This is a genomic window from Algoriphagus confluentis, from assembly GCF_036245625.1.
In the GTDB taxonomy this organism is placed as follows: Bacteria; Bacteroidota; Bacteroidia; order Cytophagales; family Cyclobacteriaceae; genus Algoriphagus; species Algoriphagus confluentis.
In genome coordinates this window covers 695-20,066 of sequence record NZ_BTPD01000003.1, presented here as the reverse complement: position 1 = coordinate 20,066, position 19,372 = coordinate 695, and the positions used below count along the sequence as shown (strand labels likewise).

Genomic DNA, 19,372 nt, shown 5'->3' with positions numbered 1-19,372 from the left:
ATGAGGCAGTATTCGAACGCAATTTATTGGCTGGAAAATCTCCTGTTTTTTTGGGGAGGTTTGACCTTGATTTTGGTCATTGGAGGAGAATCTTTGCTAGTCCCAGCATGGGTTCAAGTCATGGGAAGACTACATCCTCTAATCCTCCATTTTCCTTTGGTCATCCTCTTATTGGCTGTTGGCGTGGTGTGGTTTGGGGATATAAATTGGAGATCTCAAACCAAAAACTTGCTCCTCTTGGGTGCAAATTTGGCTGGGATGACCGTAGTAGCCGGTTTGATTTTGGCTACAGAGGACTATGACGGAGACTCACTTAATTGGCATAAATGGCTGGGAATCATATCGTTGTTTTTATCTATTGGAATTTATTTTTTAAGCAAAAAATCCATAAAAGCACTTAAATTTTCCTCTTCAGCTTTGGCTGTGATCTTGGTCATGGCAGGGCATTTTGGTGCCAACCTTACTCATGGAGAAGACTTTCTTTTTGAGCCTCTTTTAGCTAAGGAAACTGAAGAAGTAACTCTGCAAGAAGCGGAGGTTTTTGCCCATATGGTACAGCCAATTCTGGAGAGCAAGTGTGTGGCTTGTCATAAAGAAGGCAAAATCAAAGGAGAACTCAGATTGGATCTGATTTCGGGGATCCAAAAAGGCGGAAAAAGCGGGCCTTTTGTGGTCGCCGGCGATCCATCGGCCTCTCTCTTTTTCAAGCGAATCCATTTACCTCTGGAAGATAAAGAACATATGCCTCCCAAAAACAAAACGCAACTTACTGAGGAAGAAATGGAGATTCTGGAGCAGTGGGTGACCGAGGGGGCTGATTTTGATCAAAAAGTGAAAGACTTGGCTTCGGACACTCCTTTATTTCAATTGGCTTCTCAACGCTTTTCATCTGAAACTTCCTATTCTTTTGAAGCCGCAAGTCCAGAAAAGGTGGAAAAACTGAATAATTTTTTCAGAAAGGTTAAGCCCATTTACCCAGGTTCCCCAGCTTTGGAGGTAGCTTATTTTGGAAGTTCGGCATTTGATCCCAATTCCCTGAATGAGCTGAAATCAGTCCAGAACCAGATTGTAAAAGTCAATCTCAACCGAATGCCGCTTAAAGGCGTGAATTTGGATGTTTTAAATGGTCTTTCCCACTTGGAAGAGCTTCAACTTAACTTTTCAGAAGTGAGTTCAAGCCAATTAAAAAAACTTGAGGGAAACCCTTCCTTGCGTAGGCTGGCGATTTCAGGAAATAGCCTAGGTCCTGAAATCCTACCCGTTTTGGAGTCTTTTCTCAATTTAACTCACCTTTATTTTTGGCAAAGTGCTCTTACTGAAGAAGAACAAAATCAGCTTTCCGCAGCGCTACCTGGGGTAGCCATAGACTTTGGTTTCGATGCTAGCCAGGTGGTCTATCAATTGAATCCTCCCAAAATCGAGTACGATCAGCTGATGTTTGAAGATGAAATCAAAGTCACTATCAAGCATCCCATTCCCAGTGTGCAAATCAGATACACCCTAGACCAAACAGAACCTGACAGTCTGAATTCAAACTTATACTCAGGACCATTTTCCATAGACGAAACCTCCACAATTCGTACCAAGGCTTTTGCTGCTGAGTGGATAGGTAGTGAAGAAGACCAAGTCGTGCTATTCAAAAAGGGGAAATCCCCCAAATCTTGGAACCTAATCACACTTCCCAATCCAAAATATAAGGCAAACGGAGCCTCTACCTTGTTTGATGGAATCAAGGGAAAAGCCAATCATACTTCCGGAGAATGGCTAGGTTACTCAGAACAAGCCTTGGAGCTGGAAATTTTTCTGGAAGAAAACCAGTCACCAAAAGAGCTGAAAATCGGACTTCTTCTTCATGAGGGAGCTTACATTTTTCCTCCTGCGGAGGCGGAGTTTTGGGTTGGAAACATTCAGGGCTGGAAAAAACTGGAATCCCATCCCCTCTTAGTCTCTGAAAAAATCAAGGAACCCAGATTTGATTTACTCAGTCAGCACCTACCCGAGGAGGATTTCGATAGAATCAAAGTCAAACTAAGCCCAATCCAACGGCTTCCCTTCTGGCATCCCGGAGCTGGGGCCAAGGGATGGGTTTTCGTGGATGAAATTTATTTGTATTAATCGGATTGATTTATGGAAACGGAGCCTTTCAAAAGGTATTATCAAGTCATCGAAGAAAAGCTAAACAAAGCCTTTAGACAAAAAAGTGAAATTCGGCTAGCCGCAACCTGGATCGCTCAATGTATACAGTCCGGGGGATGGATCTACACTTCCGGTACCGGTCACTCCCACATGATGGCAGAAGAGATTTTCTATCGGGCAGGAGGGTTTGCACGGGTAAGACCTATTTTGGACCCTCCGCTGATGCTCCATGCAGACGCCTCTGGAAGCACTGAAATAGAACGAAAGGAAGGCTATGCAGAGCAGCTGCTCAAAGACTACCAGATGAATGAAAAGGATGTTTTTATCATTTCATCCAATTCAGGAAGAAATCCGGTCAGCATCGAAATGGCCCAATTAGCGCAGAAGGCAGGTACAAAAGTCATCACCATTACCAATCTCTCTCATAGCAAATCCGTGGATTCCAGACACTCTTCAGGCAGCAAGCTTTTTCAGGTTTCGGATGTTTTCCTGGACAACTGCGGAGAAATCGGCGACGCCTCGATCGAATTTGAAGGCTTTTCTAGCCGAGTAGGTGCTACTTCTACGGTCATTGGAGCAGCTTTGCTTCAGGCAATTTTGGTACAAGCAGTGGGGATGCTGTTGGAAGAAGGAAATCACCCAGAAATCTTCAACAGCTCCAATTCCGACCAAGGAGAAGCTGAAAATGAGCTATTGATCGAAAAATACAAACCTAAGGTCAAAGGCTTGTAACTTTATCTATCGGGAATCAGGTGGATTAATCAGCCGTTTCCCGGAAGTTGAATCCACCAAACTGCTCTCGGAGCCGGGGCAGTTCCTTTTGCCTTAATAGGTAGACAAACCCATCCCATTCCTCAGCACGGGCCTTTTTCATCTCTACTTCGGATTCCAAGAAAGACCAAATTGGATCACCTGCCCAGGATCTTTCTACATAGCCCAGCATTTTTGGCAAAAGATAATATTCCATCATATCGGGAGATTTGACCGTTTCAGTCCAGAGTTGACCCGATACCCCGATTATATTGGATTTTCCCTTTTCCGTCAGTGGTGCAAATCGGGCTTCAGCTACCTTCCAATCCCATGTATTGCCATCAATGGTCTGATCATGAGAAAGGTAAAGCCTACCTGGCACAGTCTTCCAAGCCTGATAGGTATCCACTACCCCACTCCAGGTATGTCCCCGCTCATCCGGGTCCCAGCTGTACGCCAAATCAAAATAGAAATTTGCACTGGAGCAGATTACTACTGGATAGCCTGCATTGGCCAATCTGTAGGCCATGTCCTCCCCTCCCCAGCCGGCTACTGCATTCCAAGCATATAGCCTCCAATTTTGGTCAGAAAACTTTTCATTGGGAACGATCTGCTCTCCTTCATGGCTTTGACCGATTTCTTCCCATCCTCCGTGACCAATTCCTTCCTTCTTGAGCAATTGGGCTACTCGATACCGGAAATAATCATTCAAGTCTTCACGCTCGATTTCAGGATTTTTGGCCAAGAAATCATCACAAATCGGCGAGGCTTTCCATGCGCCCCTAGGTACTTCATCCCCTCCCGTATGCCAAGACAGGAGGGGAACTTGAGCTTCCGAATACATGGTCTTGATCTCCCGAATCAGTTTTTCATAGAATGCATAAGTAGACTCCTGACAAACGCAGACTGTGTTTCCTTTGAAGTTTTGTGCAGAGAGGTATACGGATCGGTCATCAGGGTCTGCCAATCGATAACGAAGGGCTTCTTCTGGTTTTCCCGCTTTCATCAATTCCCGATAGCGCTTTTCCATCGCCAAAATCGCCGCTCGGGAATGGGCAGGAACTCCCAACTCAGGAATTACCTCGATATGAAGAGAGTGAGCATAGGAAATTATCTCTTTGAAGTCTTCCTTGGAATAGAATCCAGTACCACTGGGACTTTGATCGGGATAAGCCCCCGAACTGTAATAAGGCCAAAGAAAATCTTGCTCATCTCTTGAAAATCCGCGTCTTCCACCAAAATCGGTCAATTCGGGTAAGCCGGGTATTTCAATTCTCCATCCCTCATCATTTGCCAAATTGAAATGAAAAACATTCAATTTGTAAAAGGACATCAAGTCCAGCAGTTTGAAGATTTGTTCCTTGGGTTGAAAGTTTCGGGCGACATCCAAAAACAACCCTCGGTAGCCAAAGGCCGGTTCGTCTTCAATTTCTACCTGAGAAAGAAGCAATTCATCCGTTCCTTTTCCCCAAAAATCAGCTGGCATCATGGCCAAAAAGGACTGGACCCCATACAGCGCACCTTGTGCAGACGTGGCTGATATGACCACCTTTCGATCTTCAATCCGAATCCGATAGGCTTCTTTTCCCAGCCCGTCCACTTGATTCACTTGGATGGTGATTGGTTTTTCCTCTCGGTTTATCTTGGGCTTGTAGCCCATTTTGATACGCTGAAGCAAAAAAGCCGCAACATCCGAAAACTCAGGATCTCCTACCACCCCCAAGCCTGCATTTTTCACTCGACCTGTTGGACCATGGTATTTCCATCGCTTGGGTGAGGGTAAAAAAGGAGGAAGCTGGCTTTCTTCCCATTCTTTTTTGGAAATGAGGTTTTCTTCATGAGCAACAGGAAGGGAAGTTTCTTCAATCATTTGCAAGAGATCCTGCTTGCTTAGGGATTGAGTTTGGTATTCCCTGACCTCAAAAAAGGAGCGGTCAGCCCGCTCGAAGATCAGCCCCTCTGGTGCATAGGAGTTTTTCAAAAATGCTCCTTGACTTTTGTATGGGATGACCAAAGTGTCCCCAGGGGCCATAGCCGGTGACTTGGATTTCCCCTCTATGACAAAAAAATCCCCTTGTAAATGCCTAAACCTTAATTCTTCATGCAGAGATTGAGTGGCCACAGAAATAAATATCGTGTTAAAATAGAGATTCCACCCCTCTTCCAAGGTCTTATCCGAAGTGTTGATGAGCGTGAGCTTGGCTTGGTGGTATTCCTGATTTCCGAATTGATTTTCAACCAATTCCCATCGGGCAGATACTTGCCCAAAGGATTCCAAATAGCCAAGAATGAGGGCCAAAAGGAAAACCGCTTTATAGATTGACCGCATAGAACAAAGAAAAGGTGATTGCAATAAGGATAAAAATATTGACCAGAATTCATATAACTGACATTTTTTAAGGCTTAATTGTATTTTTTTATGACATCAAAATTACCTAGTTTAATCCGTGCAGAGGGAAAGCTATTTTCTTTACTGATTTTATGAATCAAAACTTAATCAGAAAACAGGCAGTAGTATATTTTTCGGATATCGTGGGCTACACCCGATTGATGGGAAAGGACGAAGACGGGGCTTTTCAGCTAATGAAAGAAAACCTAAAGGTTCATCAGCGAATCTTTTCCAAACATGGGGGACAAATCATCAAGGAATTAGGCGACGGAATTTTGGGTGTTTTTGAAAATCCTGAAGGAGCAATCAAAGCTTCTTTGGAAATCCAGCGGGAGATCATCGTCAAAGGAAAATTTCAGTTGAGAATCGGGCTGCACTGCGGAGACATTATTTTTGACCATGGGGATGTCTTTGGTGATGCGGTCAATCAAAGTTCCAGGATCCAAAGTGTCGGAATACCCTCCAGTATTCTTCTTTCGGATCAGCTTCACCGGACCCTTTCAGAAGACATTACCGATCAGACTGTTCGATTAGGAGGATTTAATCTCAAAAATGTCGAACAAAAAGTAGAACTCCATGCTTTGACCATTCCTCCTCTCGCTATTCCCAAAAGAGCAGATGTCCTTCAAAACATCAGGTATCAGGAGCGAAGTCCATGGAAATACTGGATGGGCATCGGAATCGTATTTTTGTTGCTTACGATGGTGACTTATTCGGTATTTTGGAAAGGAAACGTCTGGGAAAAAGACAAATCTGTGGCTGTATTGCCTTTCGTCAACCTTAGCGGAAATCCGGAACTTGACTACTTCACGGACGGATTGACCGAGAATCTGATTGGGCAATTGACCAAAATCAATTCCATCAAGACCATTTCCTACCTGACTATGGCAGAATACAAAGGTGCCCTTCTCCCCTTGGACTCCCTTGCTAATGCTCTGGATGTGAGTACCATTCTCAAGGGTACAGTGGAGCAGCTTAATTCTGGATATAGATTTAAACTCCAACTGATCGATACAGATGAAAACAAAAACATTTGGACAGATGAGTATACCAGACAGGGACCGGATATCACCCAAATTCAAAATGAAATCGCAAGGGATATCGCCAGAGTTTTGAATGCTCAACTGACTGCTGAGGAGTCCATTCAGATAGGGAAAGGAGAAACAGCCAATGCAGAAGCATACGATTTGCTTTTCCAGGCAAAACAGCTGTACTACGCAGGATTTGGCGATTCGAATTTGTTTTTCGAAGCGGCAGAATTGCTTAAAAAAGCCATAAATCTAGATCCAAACTATGCCTTGGCCTACACTTGGCTGGCCAAAACCTATTTTCAGATAGCCTACGACGAGCCCAAAGGTCCTTGGTATGATTTAAGTTTGGAAATGAGCTCCAAGGCCTTGGAGTTGGAGCCAAAGCTTGCCGAGGGCTATAGCGCACGGGGCATGGTCTATTATGATTTGGGGCAATACACCAAAGCCAGAAATACTATGGAAACGGCATTGTCATTTCAGCCTAATCTAAGCGATGCCATAGGGAATTTGGCTACTACCAATTTTGCCAGTGGCAATCTACTGGCTGCCTTGAATCTACAGAAAAAAGCCGCTGATCTGGGTCCAAGTTCTCATTTGCCTTATCAGAATTTGGGATGGATTTACAAAATCCTGGGCAGATTCAAGGAAGCCAATCGATACTTTGACCGATCTCTGGAAATCAGCAAAAATTCGACTACCTATGAGTTAAAGGGCATTTCCTTGATCGAGCAGGGAAAAAAAGAAGAGGCACTTCAATTGCTGGACCTGCTTTCACTCAAGGATAGCTCCGAATTCCACGTGAGGGTGGCAGGCTCAATCTTATTCTATTCCAATGAATATGATTCTGCTTTTAATGTTTGGAGCATTTCTATCAACAGAAGTTTAAAATCAGGATTTGACAAGTTCTACAGCACGCCCATCAATTACGCCTACCTGTTAAAAAAACGGGGAGAAAATCAATTCGCTGACTCTCTTTTGAATGCCATTGTTCAGATTAAAGTAGAAGCCATGAGCCTAGGTTCAGAGGAGTATTACCTCCCCTTGGAAATCTCCACTGCATATGCTGTAAAAAACCAATATCCTGAGGCCATCAAATATTTACAAATCGCCTACGAGAGAGGGTGGAGAGATTACTTTTTTGCGGAGTTCAATCCTGCCTTTGAAGGATTAAAAAATGACAGCCGATACAAAAAGATCATCTCCCAGATCAGAGATGACCTCAATCGAATCAATCAGGAACTGAATTCTACCTCCCTGCAAAGGGATAAATAACTCCTTGGAAGGATTCCCTTCTGATAGAGGAAGGAGCACCTCCCTTGGAATGGATCAAGCCGGCTACCAAAGCAGCTGCCATAGAAGTGCCTGACATCACAGCATACTGATTTCCGGGATAGGTAGAAAACAAATTCTCTCCAGGCGCCATCCAATCGATGGATGGAGAACCCCAGTTGCCCGTAGCACTAAAACCGGTAAATCCTTCGCAAGTAAAGTCATAGGAACCGACGGTGAAGATATTGGGTCCATCTATGCAGCCTGGAAGATTTTGATTGGCTGGCCCGCTATCATTGCCTGCAGACATGACAATGAATAGGCCCTTTTCAGACAAATCGGAAATTACCTGACTCAAAAAGGGGTTGGAATCGGGACAATTTGGGATTCCGGAATCTCCCAAACTCATCAATACCACATCCCCCTTTTGGCCATATTTTTCTACATGATCCAAAGCCAAAACCAAATTGGACCAGGAGCCGTAACCGCCCTTATCCAAAACTTTTACCGGTATAATCATCGCCCCAGCAGACATGCCCCGCACTCCGGGATTTCCCTTTCCCAGGCCCGCTGCCAATCCGGCACAGTGGGTACCGTGTCCCGCCAAATCTTCAAACGGATTGGAATCTCCGGGGACGAAGGAAGCGGCCAATCGGCGGTTTCGCGTCACATTCAAGTCCACATGCCGGGCATCTACTCCAGAATCTATGATCCAAATCGCAGATCTCCTGCCGTTAAATGATTCTGAACCTCCCATGAGGCCCACGGCGCAACTGGCCTGAATGGAGGGATTGTAATAGTCTTCGCTATTCAATTCAGCCCCTTGCATTCGGGCACGAGTCTGCATCCTTGCCCGAGTTTGCATGACAAAATCCTCAAAAACCCCTTCTACCTCGGGATCTTCCTCGATTTCCCGAACTTGATTTGGGTCCAACTCAGCCACAAAGCCCACCCCAGCGTCGGCAAAGGGTTTGATCCGATTGGCACTCAATCGTCTTGCCTGTGCAAACTGGTTGACACGGGCAAGTTTTCTGTCGCGAATCTGTTTATTGATTTTTTCTTGGGTATCTCTGTCTTCGCTATTCATTCGGCTTTTCCGGATGGGTTCTTCGAAAGAATCCCTCATCAGGATAACGTATTTTTTGTGTTGGCAATGGGCAGAAACGACTAAACTAAAAAACAAGATTATTGTAAATGTATTCTTCATTTATATTGAATTAATTGGTTGTATTTGCTTTTGGTCCAAAAACTGATGATCAGTTTCCAGTTTTTTCGGAACTAAATCAGTTACTTTTCCCAAATGAAAAGACTGAATGGAGGGAATTACCTTTCTGGAACAGGATAGGAGGTCCCGAGTGAATCTACTATTGATGTTTTCGTATTCAGATTTCCCCTAGTCAAATGCAATAATCCTGACATCAGCGCGGCAGACAAAGAGGTGCCTTCCATGACCGCATATTTATTGTTTTCAGGATAGGTAGTGAAAATATAATCACCGGGTATGGCCCAATCAATTGGAGGATTTCCAAAATTGGAGTAGTAGGAGTACTTAATTTCCTCTGTAGGGTAGTCGAGTTTGAATGAGGCGATGGTAAATATGTTTTCTCCTTCTGCACAGGCAGGAAGGTATTGCGAAGCGGACACAGGAGAGGAAGGTCCAAAGGAATTTCCGGCAGCTATTGAAAAGAAAATGCCATTTTTAGCCATTCTCCATATTGTCGAAAACAGACCATATTGATGACAATTTCTGATTTTATTGCCCAAACTTAGGTTGACTATATCCCCTTGTTTGGCCTTATTTCTGATGATGTAGTTGAGTGCACGCAAAATATCGGAGTAACTGGCCTCAGAATTTTTCCCAAAAACTTTCACGGAAACCAATTCAGCACCCGGTGATACCCCTGTCATCCCAATGAGAGTGGTATCTTTAGAAAAATTGATGTTTTTGGGAATGGCCGCGATCACGCCTGCCATAGCGGTGCCATGTCCCCAGCTGTCATTTCCAGGTGAACCATCCACAAAGGACTTACTCAACCTCATATTTACCAGGCCTATCAAATCCTGATGATTGGAGTCAATCCCTGAATCAATGACCCATACTTTTGCACTCGATACCTGAGCCGTGTCTCGAAGTTGCCCTCCTCCCAAATACAAGACCGCTTCACTCGTGTAGCCGGCTACATTGTAGCCCCAACTTGGATTTTGTTGCATTCTAGCCCGAATAGTCTGTGGTAGCGGTGTGTTGCCGTTTTGCATTCTAGCTCTGGGGTTTTGCAAATAGAAAAAGAAATCCGACTGCACATCTTCAATATCTCCATTCCCCTTTTGAGTCAATAGCTTCCTGATGATCGCATTGGAGGAATCTTGGAAATAGAAACCCGATACGGCATCTACAAAGACCTGCTCCGGATCAAGTTCCAGCCCATAGTTTTTTGCCAATTTGGTAATTGAATTGATTTTGGCCAAAGTCGCTTTTTCTATTACCTCTTCATTTTCACTTTTAGGACCAAGGGGAAACTCATCAAGTATAGGCTTGTATTTATCCTGATTTAAAAAGACCAGATAGGAATGCTTAATAATGGTAGAATCTTCCACTCCGTAAGGATTTAAATTCTCCAAATCCGTCTTGTCCAGTGCATATTCCTTTTCCTGACAGGAAAAAAGAAAAATTGAGCCGATGATTACTAAGAATAAATTTTTCATAGTCAAAAGATTAAAGACAAAAGTCAATATGTGAACTACGAGAAAATATACATAGAAATAATTCAATAAATCCATTCTTTTTATAATTTTCTAAGTCAAAAAAGTATAAATCGAAGAAATAGGACACAAAAAAACTGAGGGTAGAATTGACAAACTTCACTACAGAAAAATTATCTTTTGATCTGCATTAAAAATCCCCAAAAATGACCATCGACCATCAATCCAAAATCCTCAGCAACCGCTACCTCGCTTTGGATGTCCTTAGAGGCATGACCATTGCCTTTATGATTATCGTCAATACCCCGGGAGATTGGGGAAACCTCTATGGACCCTTGGCCCATGCGGATTGGCACGGATTCACCCCAACGGATTTGGTCTTTCCGACCTTTCTTTTTGTGGTCGGCAATGCCATGAGCTTTGCCTTGAAAAAACTTAAGGATATGAGTCCCGGTCAGTTTTACAAAAAGGTATTTAAGCGGGCATTTCTCATCTTCCTTATTGGTTGGCTGCTCAATGCCTTTCCTTTCTTTGATTACAATGAAGCTGGAAAGATTGCCTTTATTGATCTCTCTGAGGTGAGGCTTTTGGGCGTTTTGCAACGTATTGCCTTGTGTTATCTTCTCGCTGCCTTGACCTTGTATTGGGGTGGGGAAAAGGGAGGTTGGATATTCTCCGGTGCAGCATTGATTATTTATTGGCCCATCATGTATTTCTTCGGTGATGCAACAGATCCCTATAGTCTCACAGGCAATGCACAGATCAAACTGGATCTCGCGCTGATCGGAGAAAAAAGAATGTATATGGGAGAAGGGATTCCATTTGACCCAGAGGGCATTCTGAGTACCTTGACCTCCACGGTAAATGTGATTGCAGGATTTATGGTAGGCAAATTTATTCAGAAAAATGGGAATACACTCAAAACCGTGCAATCCCTTGTCATTTTGGGTGTGTTCAGCATTGCTTTAAGCTATTTCTGGGATATCTTTTTCCCGATCAACAAGAAAATCTGGACCAGTCCATATGTCCTATTGACCGTGGGTTGGGATCTGAGTCTTTTGGGCTTCTTGGTTTTTGTTGTTGAAATTAGAAAGTGGTCAGGATGGACGTATTTCTTTCAGGCTTTTGGAAGAAACCCCTTAATCCTATACGTGCTATCCGGGGTCGTAATTTCTGTATTTTCTATGATTCCGGTAGGTGAAAGTTCTCTGCAAGGATGGATTTACAGCTCCTTTTACACCTCTTGGCTAAGTCCAAAAAATGCCTCCTTCCTATTTGCCATCTCCTACATGTTGCTGATTTGGGTGATCGGTTACGGAATGGACAAGCGAAAGATCTATATCAAAGTATAAGCTAATGCAGGCACGCTAGCCTTAGCTAGGTGGGTATCTGTGAAATCAAGATCAATTGGTCACTTAAACTTCCTCCCATGCAATACAAAATAGCCGTCTATAACATAGCTTGGATGAGGGATCTTTTCCAACCGGATGGATCCCCAAAAACAGGGGGAAAGGAAGGAGAAAGAAGCAGAAAACTTGCCCGGATTATTCAGGCGGTAGATCCGGATTTTATGGGAATTGTGGAAGGTCCGGACACGCTGGTCAATGGGTCCAAAACAGCCACAGCCCAACTGGAAGCTTGGACCTCCGAATTCATCCCCAATCAACCTTTCCAGGCAGTTCATGGATTTCCCTCACCCGGGCAGCAAGAGCTGTGTGCAATTTTTAAGCCTGATAGAGTACGCGCCATTTTTACTCCTGAAACAGCCGAAAACGACCGCTTTGACCGGCCTTTTCTCATGGACACGACAGATCGACTGATCAAGGAACAATACAAACACTATCGACCGCCTTTGGAATTGAGTCTTTTGGACAGTCAAAATCGCTTTCTTTCCCGAATCATCCTTGCCCATACCAAATCCAAAGGAATTTTCGACAAGGTGGACTTTGCCAGGTATGAAAAATTATCCCAAAGAGACCGACTGAGACTTTTTGCAGAATGTGCCCATATCCGTCAGCGATGCGATCAATACCTGGAAAAAAACCATCCGGTCATTGTCATGGGAGACATTAATGATGGATTTGAGTTGGATTTCTACGAAAACCGCTTTTCTAAAAGCGCTGTGGAAATCCTCCTTGGAGACCTCTGGAAGCCGGATTTCATCCTCAAGCCGATCCTTCCAAAACCCAAACTCAATGCCCATGGGTGGACCCCTAATTCCTCCCGGTTTACGGATAAAATCACCAAGGATCAATTCAATGTACTCATCGACCACATACTGGTCAGTAGACAGATTCAGGTCGTGGAGGGAAAAGTCTGGAATCCTTATCTGGAAAAATCCGATCCTTCGGTTCAGTCTGTCCGGAGTCCACTTCTTGAGGTCTCCGATCATTTTCCTATAGTCTCTACCCTCAACTTCCCCTAGCCTATGGATGCAGCCACCCAAACGATGATTGACAATCTTCAGAAAAACACAGGAAAATCCTTGGAAGAATGGATTGTCCTAGTCCAAAAACAAAACCTTCAAAAACACGGAGAAATACTCAAATTTCTCAAGACAGAGCACGGATTCACTCATGGCTTTGCCAATCTGGTAGCTCACAAAGCCTTAAAATCGGATGCAGGGTCTGCAGAAGACTCCGATGATCTTGTCAAAAAGCAATACACGGGAAAAGAACACTTTTGGCCCATTTTTGAAAAGCTAAAGGCCGAAATCGAGACCTTTGGAAAAGACGTAGAACTTGCCCCGAAAAATGCCTACGTAAGCGTGAAACGAAAAAAGCAATTTGCCATGCTTATTCCAGCTTCGAAAACACGCTTCGAAATCGGAATCAATCTCAAAGGCCAAGCTGCACAGGGAATTTTGGAAGCAGAAACCAAATCCAATGCCATGTGCAGCCACAAAATCATCCTCAACCACGAAGAGCAATTCACCCAGGAAGTAGTCGATTGGCTAAAAAAAGCCTATACTGCCGCTGGTTAACCCTATTTGCCTTCATTAAAATTTAGGATCAACCTGTAAAAAACCGGTTTGATCCTTTTTTCTTTTGGGTAAATTCCCATTCAGCCTATTGCCCGACCATGAAATCAAAAAGATTTATCCCACCGGTTGCGTTACTGATTCCTGTTGTTTTCCTATCCAATTTGGTTTACGCCCAAATCTCCGAAGACACCTATCGTCGTGCCGAATATTTTCTCAGCTCCAATCTGGAGAAAGAGATCTATCACTTGGAAGTGATTCCCAATTGGCAATCCGGAAGCGAAAGCTTCCTTCACTCGACCTTTACTCGAGAAGGAAGAAAATTCTATCTGACCAAAATACGGACGTTAAAAACCGAGGAAGCTTTTGACCCGGACAGATTGAGCGAGCTGATCTTTGAAAAAACAGGGGAAAAACTGGATCCCAAAAATCTCCCAATCCAGTTTACCTCTACCCGAAACAGCCACATTATTGGATTCCGATGGAGAAACCAGGACTGGACATGGAACACCAAAGACAACTCGCTTTCCTCGATTCCATTTAGTCCGAGAAATGAGATGGAGTCCTTTTCCCCGGATAGAAAATGGAAGGCCTTTACCCGCAACTACAACCTATTTGTCCAGAATCTCCAGACGGGAGAAGAAATCCAACTGAGCAAACTGGGCACAAAGGACTTTGAGTACGCATCTTCCTACGGCTGGAGTGATTTGATTGAGGGTGAAAACGGAGTTAGGCCTTTCCGCTTTACCGTAAATTGGTCTCCCGATTCCAAAAAGATCTTTACCCAAATCGTGGATTTTCGCTTGGCAGAGAAGATGTATCTGCTTGATTTCAGTAAAGAGGAAAAATTCCGACCTGACTTGCTTTCTTACTACAGAGGATCTCCAGGAGACAGTACTGTGGTCCAATACATCCCCGTACTTTTTGATGTGGAAAGTCAGACCGAAAGGCTTTTCCCACAATTGACCTCTCCCCACTTCATCGGAATCAACCTCCGCTGGTCTCCGGACAGCCAAAGCCTGACCGGATTCTTTCTTCCCAGAGGTTTTAAATCCTACCATTTGATAGAGCTTAACTCGCAGACGGGAGATATCCGAAAAGTCTATTCTGAATCCTCCCCTACCCATGTCAATCGGGATTTCGAGTTTCAGAGACTTGAAAACGGGCAGTTCATTCTCAATTCCGAAAAATCCGGATGGAATCAACTCCATCTTTTTGACTGGAATACAGGAAAAGAAATCCATCCCATTACCTTAGGAGAATTTGTAGTCCATAAAATCACCTATTGGGATGAGGAGAAAAAACAACTTTATTTTGAGGCCTCAGGAAGAGAAGCGGGTAGAAATCCCTATTTCAATCATCTCTATCGGATCAATCTGGACGGGTCTGAACTACAGTTGCTGACTCCTGAAAATGCCCACCATGAGATTTACATTTCTCCTGACGGAAAGTATGCCGTCGATAATTTTTCCTCACCCAATCTGCCGACCCAATCGGTCCTGATTGACCTGACAGAAGGCGAACAAGTCTATAAAATCTCGGAAGCAGACCTGACCAATCTCAAAAATCGAGGCTATAAATTCCCTGTCTCTTTCACTGCCAAGGCCAAAGACCAAAAAACGGAAATACACGGCATCTATTTCCTGCCTACTTCCTTTGATCCGAAGAAGAAATACCCTGTCATTGACTACACCTACACCGGACCACACACCTCCACGGTTCCCAAATCCTTCAAATCAGCCCTTTTTGGTCATCAACAGGCTACTTCCGAGCTTGGGTTTGTAGTCGTCACCGTGGATGGTTTGGGGGGTTTTGGGAGATCCAAAGCCTTTGCAGATGTGAGTTATACTAACTTGGGAGATGGAACGACTGACCATGTATTGGCCATTACTCAACTTGCTGAAAAAGAAAAATTTCTTGACATCAACCGGGTTGGAATTTTCGGACATTCTGCGGGGGGATACGACGCTGGTCGGGCCATGCTTTTGCATCCGGATTTTTACAAAGTGGGAGTTGCCTCAGCAGGGGACCATGATTTTCGGATGGAAAAAGCCTGGTGGCCGGAGATGTATATGGGCTATCCGGTGGGAGATTATTACCACGAGCAGTCCAATATCACCAATGCCAAAAACCTAAAAGGCCATCTTCTGCTCGCCCATGGTGGAATTGACGAAAATGTAAACCCTTCTGCCACATTTAAATTTGCTGAGGAACTCATCAAGGCGGGAAAAGACTTTGATCTTTTCATCTGGCCGAGCCGAAATCACAGTTTTGGAAGACCTCCGGGGGATTACTTCACCAAAAAGCGCTGGGATTATTTCATAGAGCACCTGATGGAAGAAAAACCGATCCGTCATTATCAGCTTCAGCTTGGAAAATGAATTTTGATCAAGGGATATAGGAAAGTATTCCAAGTAGTGGAAACACAAATAGGGTTAAGTAAATTATTCTCAGAAAAAACTTTCTCCCGCCTTGCATGTTGTGGAGTCAGACCTATATTTGCCATCGAAAATGGAAAACTCCAATAGAAATATTGAATTTTTTACGAATTCCCAGCATGCACCCATGCTGCATCATTTCCATCATTCCTCTTGAGAGGAATACATTTACACCCCCATCCGGTGGTGCCGATGACAGGGATTCGGCCATTCACCAAATTTTCTTAAATCAAAAACTTTACTAGCGTAACTTGTCCCCATGGAACAAATCATCCGCATTGCCGTGCAGAAAAGCGGCCGATTATCCGATGACTCACTCAGTCTGATCAAAGAGTGTGGCATCAAGTTTTATAATGGAACCGGAAAACTCAAATCTACCGCGACCAACTTTCCGGTTGAGTTTCTTTTTCTCAGAGATGACGACATACCCGGCTATGTTGCTGACGGTGTGGCAGATTTGGGAATCGTAGGTGAAAACGAACTGGTCGAAAAAGACAAAGATGTCCTTACACTCAAAAAGCTGGGATTTTCCAAGTGTCGCCTTTCTTTGGCTATTCCAAAAGGGGAAGAGTACCCTGGAATTCACTATTTTCAAGGGAAAAACATTGCTACGTCCTACCCCAAAATCCTCGGCGATTACCTTCAGTCCCAGCAGATAAAGGCAGAAATTCACGAAATCAGTGGTTCGGTAGAGATAGCTCCAAGCATTGGTTTGGCTGAGGGAATCTGCGATATCGTGAGTTCCGGCTCCACCCTGCTGATGAACGGACTGAAGGAAGTGGAAGAGATTTTCAAATCCGAAGCGGTATTGATCGGAAATCAGGATATGGCCGATTGGAAAAAAGCCATTGTGGACAAATTGCTTTTTCGCATCAATGCTGTCCAAAAAGGAAAAAGCAATAAATACGTGCTCATGAATGTCCCCAATTCTTCCATCTCAAGAGTGATAGAATTGATTCCCGGAATGAGAAGTCCAACCATCCTTCCTTTGGCACAAGAGGGATGGTCCTCGGTCCATTCGGTGTTGAGTGAAGATCAATTTTGGGAAAATATAGAGGAACTCCGCGCTGCGGGGGCAGAAGGAATTCTGGTCGTTCCTATAGAAAAAATGGTCATTTAAGAATATAGCTAAATTCAAGAACCTTATGAAACTTTTGGTCAATCCTAGTCCGGAAAAGTGGAGAAAGCAACTGGCTAGACCTGTACAGAAAAGCAAAGAGATCAATAAAATCGTCAAGCCTATTCTTAAAAAAGTAGAAAGGACTGGGGATAAAGCCTTGATTAAATTCGCCCAGGAATACGATCATGTGAGTTTGGAACAGCTGATTGTCTCAGCGGCAGAGATTGAGGCTGCTTCCAAGTTAGTCAGCGATGACCTGAAAGAGGCCATCCATACCGCCCAAGCCAATATTGAGAAATTTCACGCAGCACAGGCCAGTGAAGAGTTGATTCTGGAAGTGATGCCGGGAGTGACCTGCAAAAGAAAAAGCGTGCCTATACAACGAGTGGGATTGTATGTTCCGGGAGGAACGGCCCCGCTTTTCAGTACCGTATTGATGCTGGGAGTTCCGGCCAGACTGGCCGGTTGCAGGGAAATTGTGCTCTGCACTCCTCCGAATAGGGAAGGGAAAATCCATCCGGCAATTCTCTATACTGCAAATCGGATTGGCATTACCAAAATCATCAAAGTGGGAGGAGCCCAAGCAGTGGCGGCGTTGACCTTTGGCACCACTTCCGTGCCTAAAGTGGATAAAATATTCGGTCCAGGAAATCAATACGTTACTGCTGCCAAGCAACTAGCCACTAAATATGGGGTAGCTATTGACATGCCTGCGGGACCTTCTGAGGTTTTGGTCTATGCGGATGAATCTGCCGTGCCGGCATTTGTAGCCTCCGACTTACTTTCTCAGGCCGAGCATGGAGTGGATTCTCAAGTGGTCTTGGTGACCCCATCGGAGAAGTTTGCCAAAAAGGTCCTCAAAGAAATCAATACCCAGCTCGAAGAACTTTCCAGAAAGGACATTGCTTTCAAAGCCCTTCAAAACTCCACAGCTGTGGTAATGGAAGATTCCTCAGCTGCCATTGATCTGATCAATGACTATGCCCCTGAGCACCTGATCATCGCCGTGGAAAACGAGGAAGAAACAGTTAATGCGATTTACAATGCTGGATCGGTATTTATTGGCAATTACACTCCTGAGTCAGCTGGTGATTATGCTTCGGGCACCAATCACACTCTGCCGACCTACGGCTATGCCAGAAACTACAGCGGGGTATCTCTGGATAGCTTTGTTAAAAAAATGACCTATCAGAAAATTACCCCTGAAGGTCTAAAACTTCTGGGTCCTGCTGTAGAAATCATGGCCGCCAATGAACAACTGGATGCACATAAAAACGCAGTCACTATTAGGCTTAACTACCTGAAAGAAAACAAAAAATGAGCTTCGATCTAAACTCATTATTGAGAGCACATATCCTTCGGCTTCAGCCCTATACCTCGGCCAGAGACGAATATACCGGCAAGGAAGGGGTCTTTTTGGATGCCAATGAAAACCCATTTGGATCCATCACATCTGAAGATTTCAACCGGTATCCTGACCCGTATCAAAGTGCACTTAAGGAAGAAATCTCAAAAATAAAGGGAGTTCGACCCAGTCAGATATTCTTGGGAAATGGATCCGATGAAGCCATCGATCTGCTTTATCGGGCATTTTGTAATCCTGGAAAAGACAATGTGATTTTACTTCCTCCCACTTATGGAATGTACGAGGTAAGCGCCCATATCAATGACGTGGAAATCCGAAAAGTCTCACTAACAACCGATTTTCAACTTCAACCCCAAAAAATCCTCGAAGCAGCAGACGCCAACTCCAAAATTCTTTTCATCTGCTCTCCCAATAATCCCTCCGGAAACAAGATGAAGCGGGCCGATATCCTGTTTCTCTTGGAAAAATTCCCCGGATTAGTAGTCGTGGACGAGGCCTACATTGACTTCAGTGATGAGCCAAGCTTTACCACGGAACTATCCCGCTTTCCCAATCTTTTGGTAATGCAAACCTTCTCCAAAGCCTGGGGATTAGCTTCTCTCAGACTGGGAATGGCCTTTGGTAGTGAAGATCTGATTCGGATTTTGAATAAAATCAAGCCTCCTTACAATATATCCGGTTTGACTCAAGAGACCGTTTTATCGGCAATTAAGGACAAAGCCAAAGTAGATCGAATGATCCGGGACATCCTTTCCGAAAGAGACTTCTTGCATGAGGAATTGGAAAAGTTTCCTTTTGTCCAAAAGATTCATCCTTCCCATGCCAATTTTCTTTTGGTGCAAATCCCAAATGCCAATCGAGTGTATGATGATTTGATTGAGGAAAAGGTTATTGTAAGAAACCGGGCAAAAGTGTTGCTATGTGTAGATTGTCTAAGGATCACTGTGGGAACGAGGGAGGAAAATAAAGCGCTGCTAAAGGCTTTGAGTAAAGTTTGTAGTTGAATTGAAAGATTGAAAAATGACAAGATTGGAAAATTCCAGATTCAAGTAATAAGTGCAACACTAAAGGTTTAAGGAAAGAAGCCTAGGCTTCCTTCCTTAGGCTGAAGAATTAAATTAGTGTTGTCATGCAGAAATTCAATCATCTCAGCCCAGAGCAAAGGTACCAAATCGAAATTTTAATCAAACAAG

At 44.1% G+C, this 19,372-nt stretch carries 13 protein-coding genes; 10 read left to right on the top strand and 3 right to left on the bottom strand.

The window, feature by feature from the left end:
• Positions 1 to 2,115, top strand: coding sequence for a c-type cytochrome domain-containing protein (locus AAA943_RS04845; protein ID WP_338223105.1), 2,115 nt, complete (start codon positions 1 to 3; stop codon positions 2,113 to 2,115).
• Between the two features lie 12 nt (positions 2,116 to 2,127).
• Complete coding sequence (locus tag AAA943_RS04840) at positions 2,128 to 2,868, top strand: sugar isomerase domain-containing protein (RefSeq protein WP_338223104.1); 741 nt, start codon at positions 2,128 to 2,130, stop codon at positions 2,866 to 2,868.
• Between the two features lie 25 nt (positions 2,869 to 2,893).
• Here the strand turns inward: AAA943_RS04840 and AAA943_RS04835 are convergent, their stop codons facing one another.
• Entirely contained in the window at positions 2,894 to 5,215 is a 2,322-nt protein-coding gene (locus AAA943_RS04835; protein ID WP_338223103.1) for a family 20 glycosylhydrolase, read from the bottom strand.
• 152 nt (positions 5,216 to 5,367) lie between these two features.
• Here AAA943_RS04835 and AAA943_RS04830 point away from each other — a divergent pair, with 152 nt between their 5' ends.
• Positions 5,368 to 7,578 (top strand): tetratricopeptide repeat protein, encoded by a 2,211-nt coding sequence (locus tag AAA943_RS04830; RefSeq protein ID WP_338223102.1) that lies wholly within the window; start codon positions 5,368 to 5,370, stop codon positions 7,576 to 7,578.
• On the opposite strand, the gene AAA943_RS04825 is transcribed toward AAA943_RS04830, so the two are convergent.
• Positions 7,553 to 8,701 carry a S8 family peptidase gene (locus tag AAA943_RS04825; protein ID WP_338223101.1) on the bottom strand — a complete coding sequence of 383 codons (1,149 nt, stop codon included), beginning with the start codon at positions 8,699 to 8,701 and terminating at the stop codon, positions 7,553 to 7,555. The two genes, AAA943_RS04830 and AAA943_RS04825, sit on opposite strands and share 26 nt — an antisense overlap.
• A gap of 197 nt (positions 8,702 to 8,898) precedes the next feature.
• Positions 8,899 to 10,278, bottom strand: a complete 1,380-nt coding sequence (locus tag AAA943_RS04820) for a S8 family peptidase (protein ID WP_338223100.1) — start codon at positions 10,276 to 10,278, stop codon at positions 8,899 to 8,901.
• Positions 10,279 to 10,481: 203 nt separating this feature from the next.
• On the opposite strand from AAA943_RS04820, the gene AAA943_RS04815 reads away from it, so the two are divergent.
• From AAA943_RS04815 to hisC, 7 genes are all read left to right on the top strand, one after another.
• Complete coding sequence (locus AAA943_RS04815; RefSeq protein ID WP_338223099.1) at positions 10,482 to 11,627, top strand: acyltransferase family protein; 1,146 nt, start codon at positions 10,482 to 10,484, stop codon at positions 11,625 to 11,627.
• A 77-nt stretch (positions 11,628 to 11,704) separates the two neighbouring features.
• Positions 11,705 to 12,700, top strand: coding sequence for an endonuclease/exonuclease/phosphatase family protein (locus AAA943_RS04810; RefSeq protein ID WP_338223098.1), 996 nt, complete (start codon positions 11,705 to 11,707; stop codon positions 12,698 to 12,700).
• Positions 12,701 to 12,703: 3 nt separating this feature from the next.
• Positions 12,704 to 13,258: a DUF4287 domain-containing protein gene (locus AAA943_RS04805; RefSeq protein WP_338223097.1), complete on the top strand. Its 555-nt coding sequence runs from the start codon at positions 12,704 to 12,706 to the stop codon at positions 13,256 to 13,258.
• Between the two features lie 98 nt (positions 13,259 to 13,356).
• On the top strand, positions 13,357 to 15,636 hold the full coding sequence (locus AAA943_RS04800; RefSeq protein ID WP_338223096.1) for a S9 family peptidase: 2,280 nt from the start codon (positions 13,357 to 13,359) through the stop codon (positions 15,634 to 15,636).
• Between the two features lie 316 nt (positions 15,637 to 15,952).
• Positions 15,953 to 16,813 (top strand): ATP phosphoribosyltransferase, encoded by an 861-nt coding sequence (gene hisG, locus AAA943_RS04795; RefSeq protein WP_338223095.1) that lies wholly within the window; start codon positions 15,953 to 15,955, stop codon positions 16,811 to 16,813.
• A gap of 25 nt (positions 16,814 to 16,838) precedes the next feature.
• On the top strand, positions 16,839 to 18,134 hold the full coding sequence (gene hisD, locus AAA943_RS04790) for a histidinol dehydrogenase (RefSeq protein ID WP_338223094.1): 1,296 nt from the start codon (positions 16,839 to 16,841) through the stop codon (positions 18,132 to 18,134).
• On the top strand, positions 18,131 to 19,183 hold the full coding sequence (gene hisC / locus AAA943_RS04785; RefSeq protein WP_338223093.1) for a histidinol-phosphate transaminase: 1,053 nt from the start codon (positions 18,131 to 18,133) through the stop codon (positions 19,181 to 19,183). The genes hisD and hisC overlap by 4 nt, the downstream gene beginning before the upstream one ends.
• Positions 19,184 to 19,372: the final 189 nt, after the last annotated feature.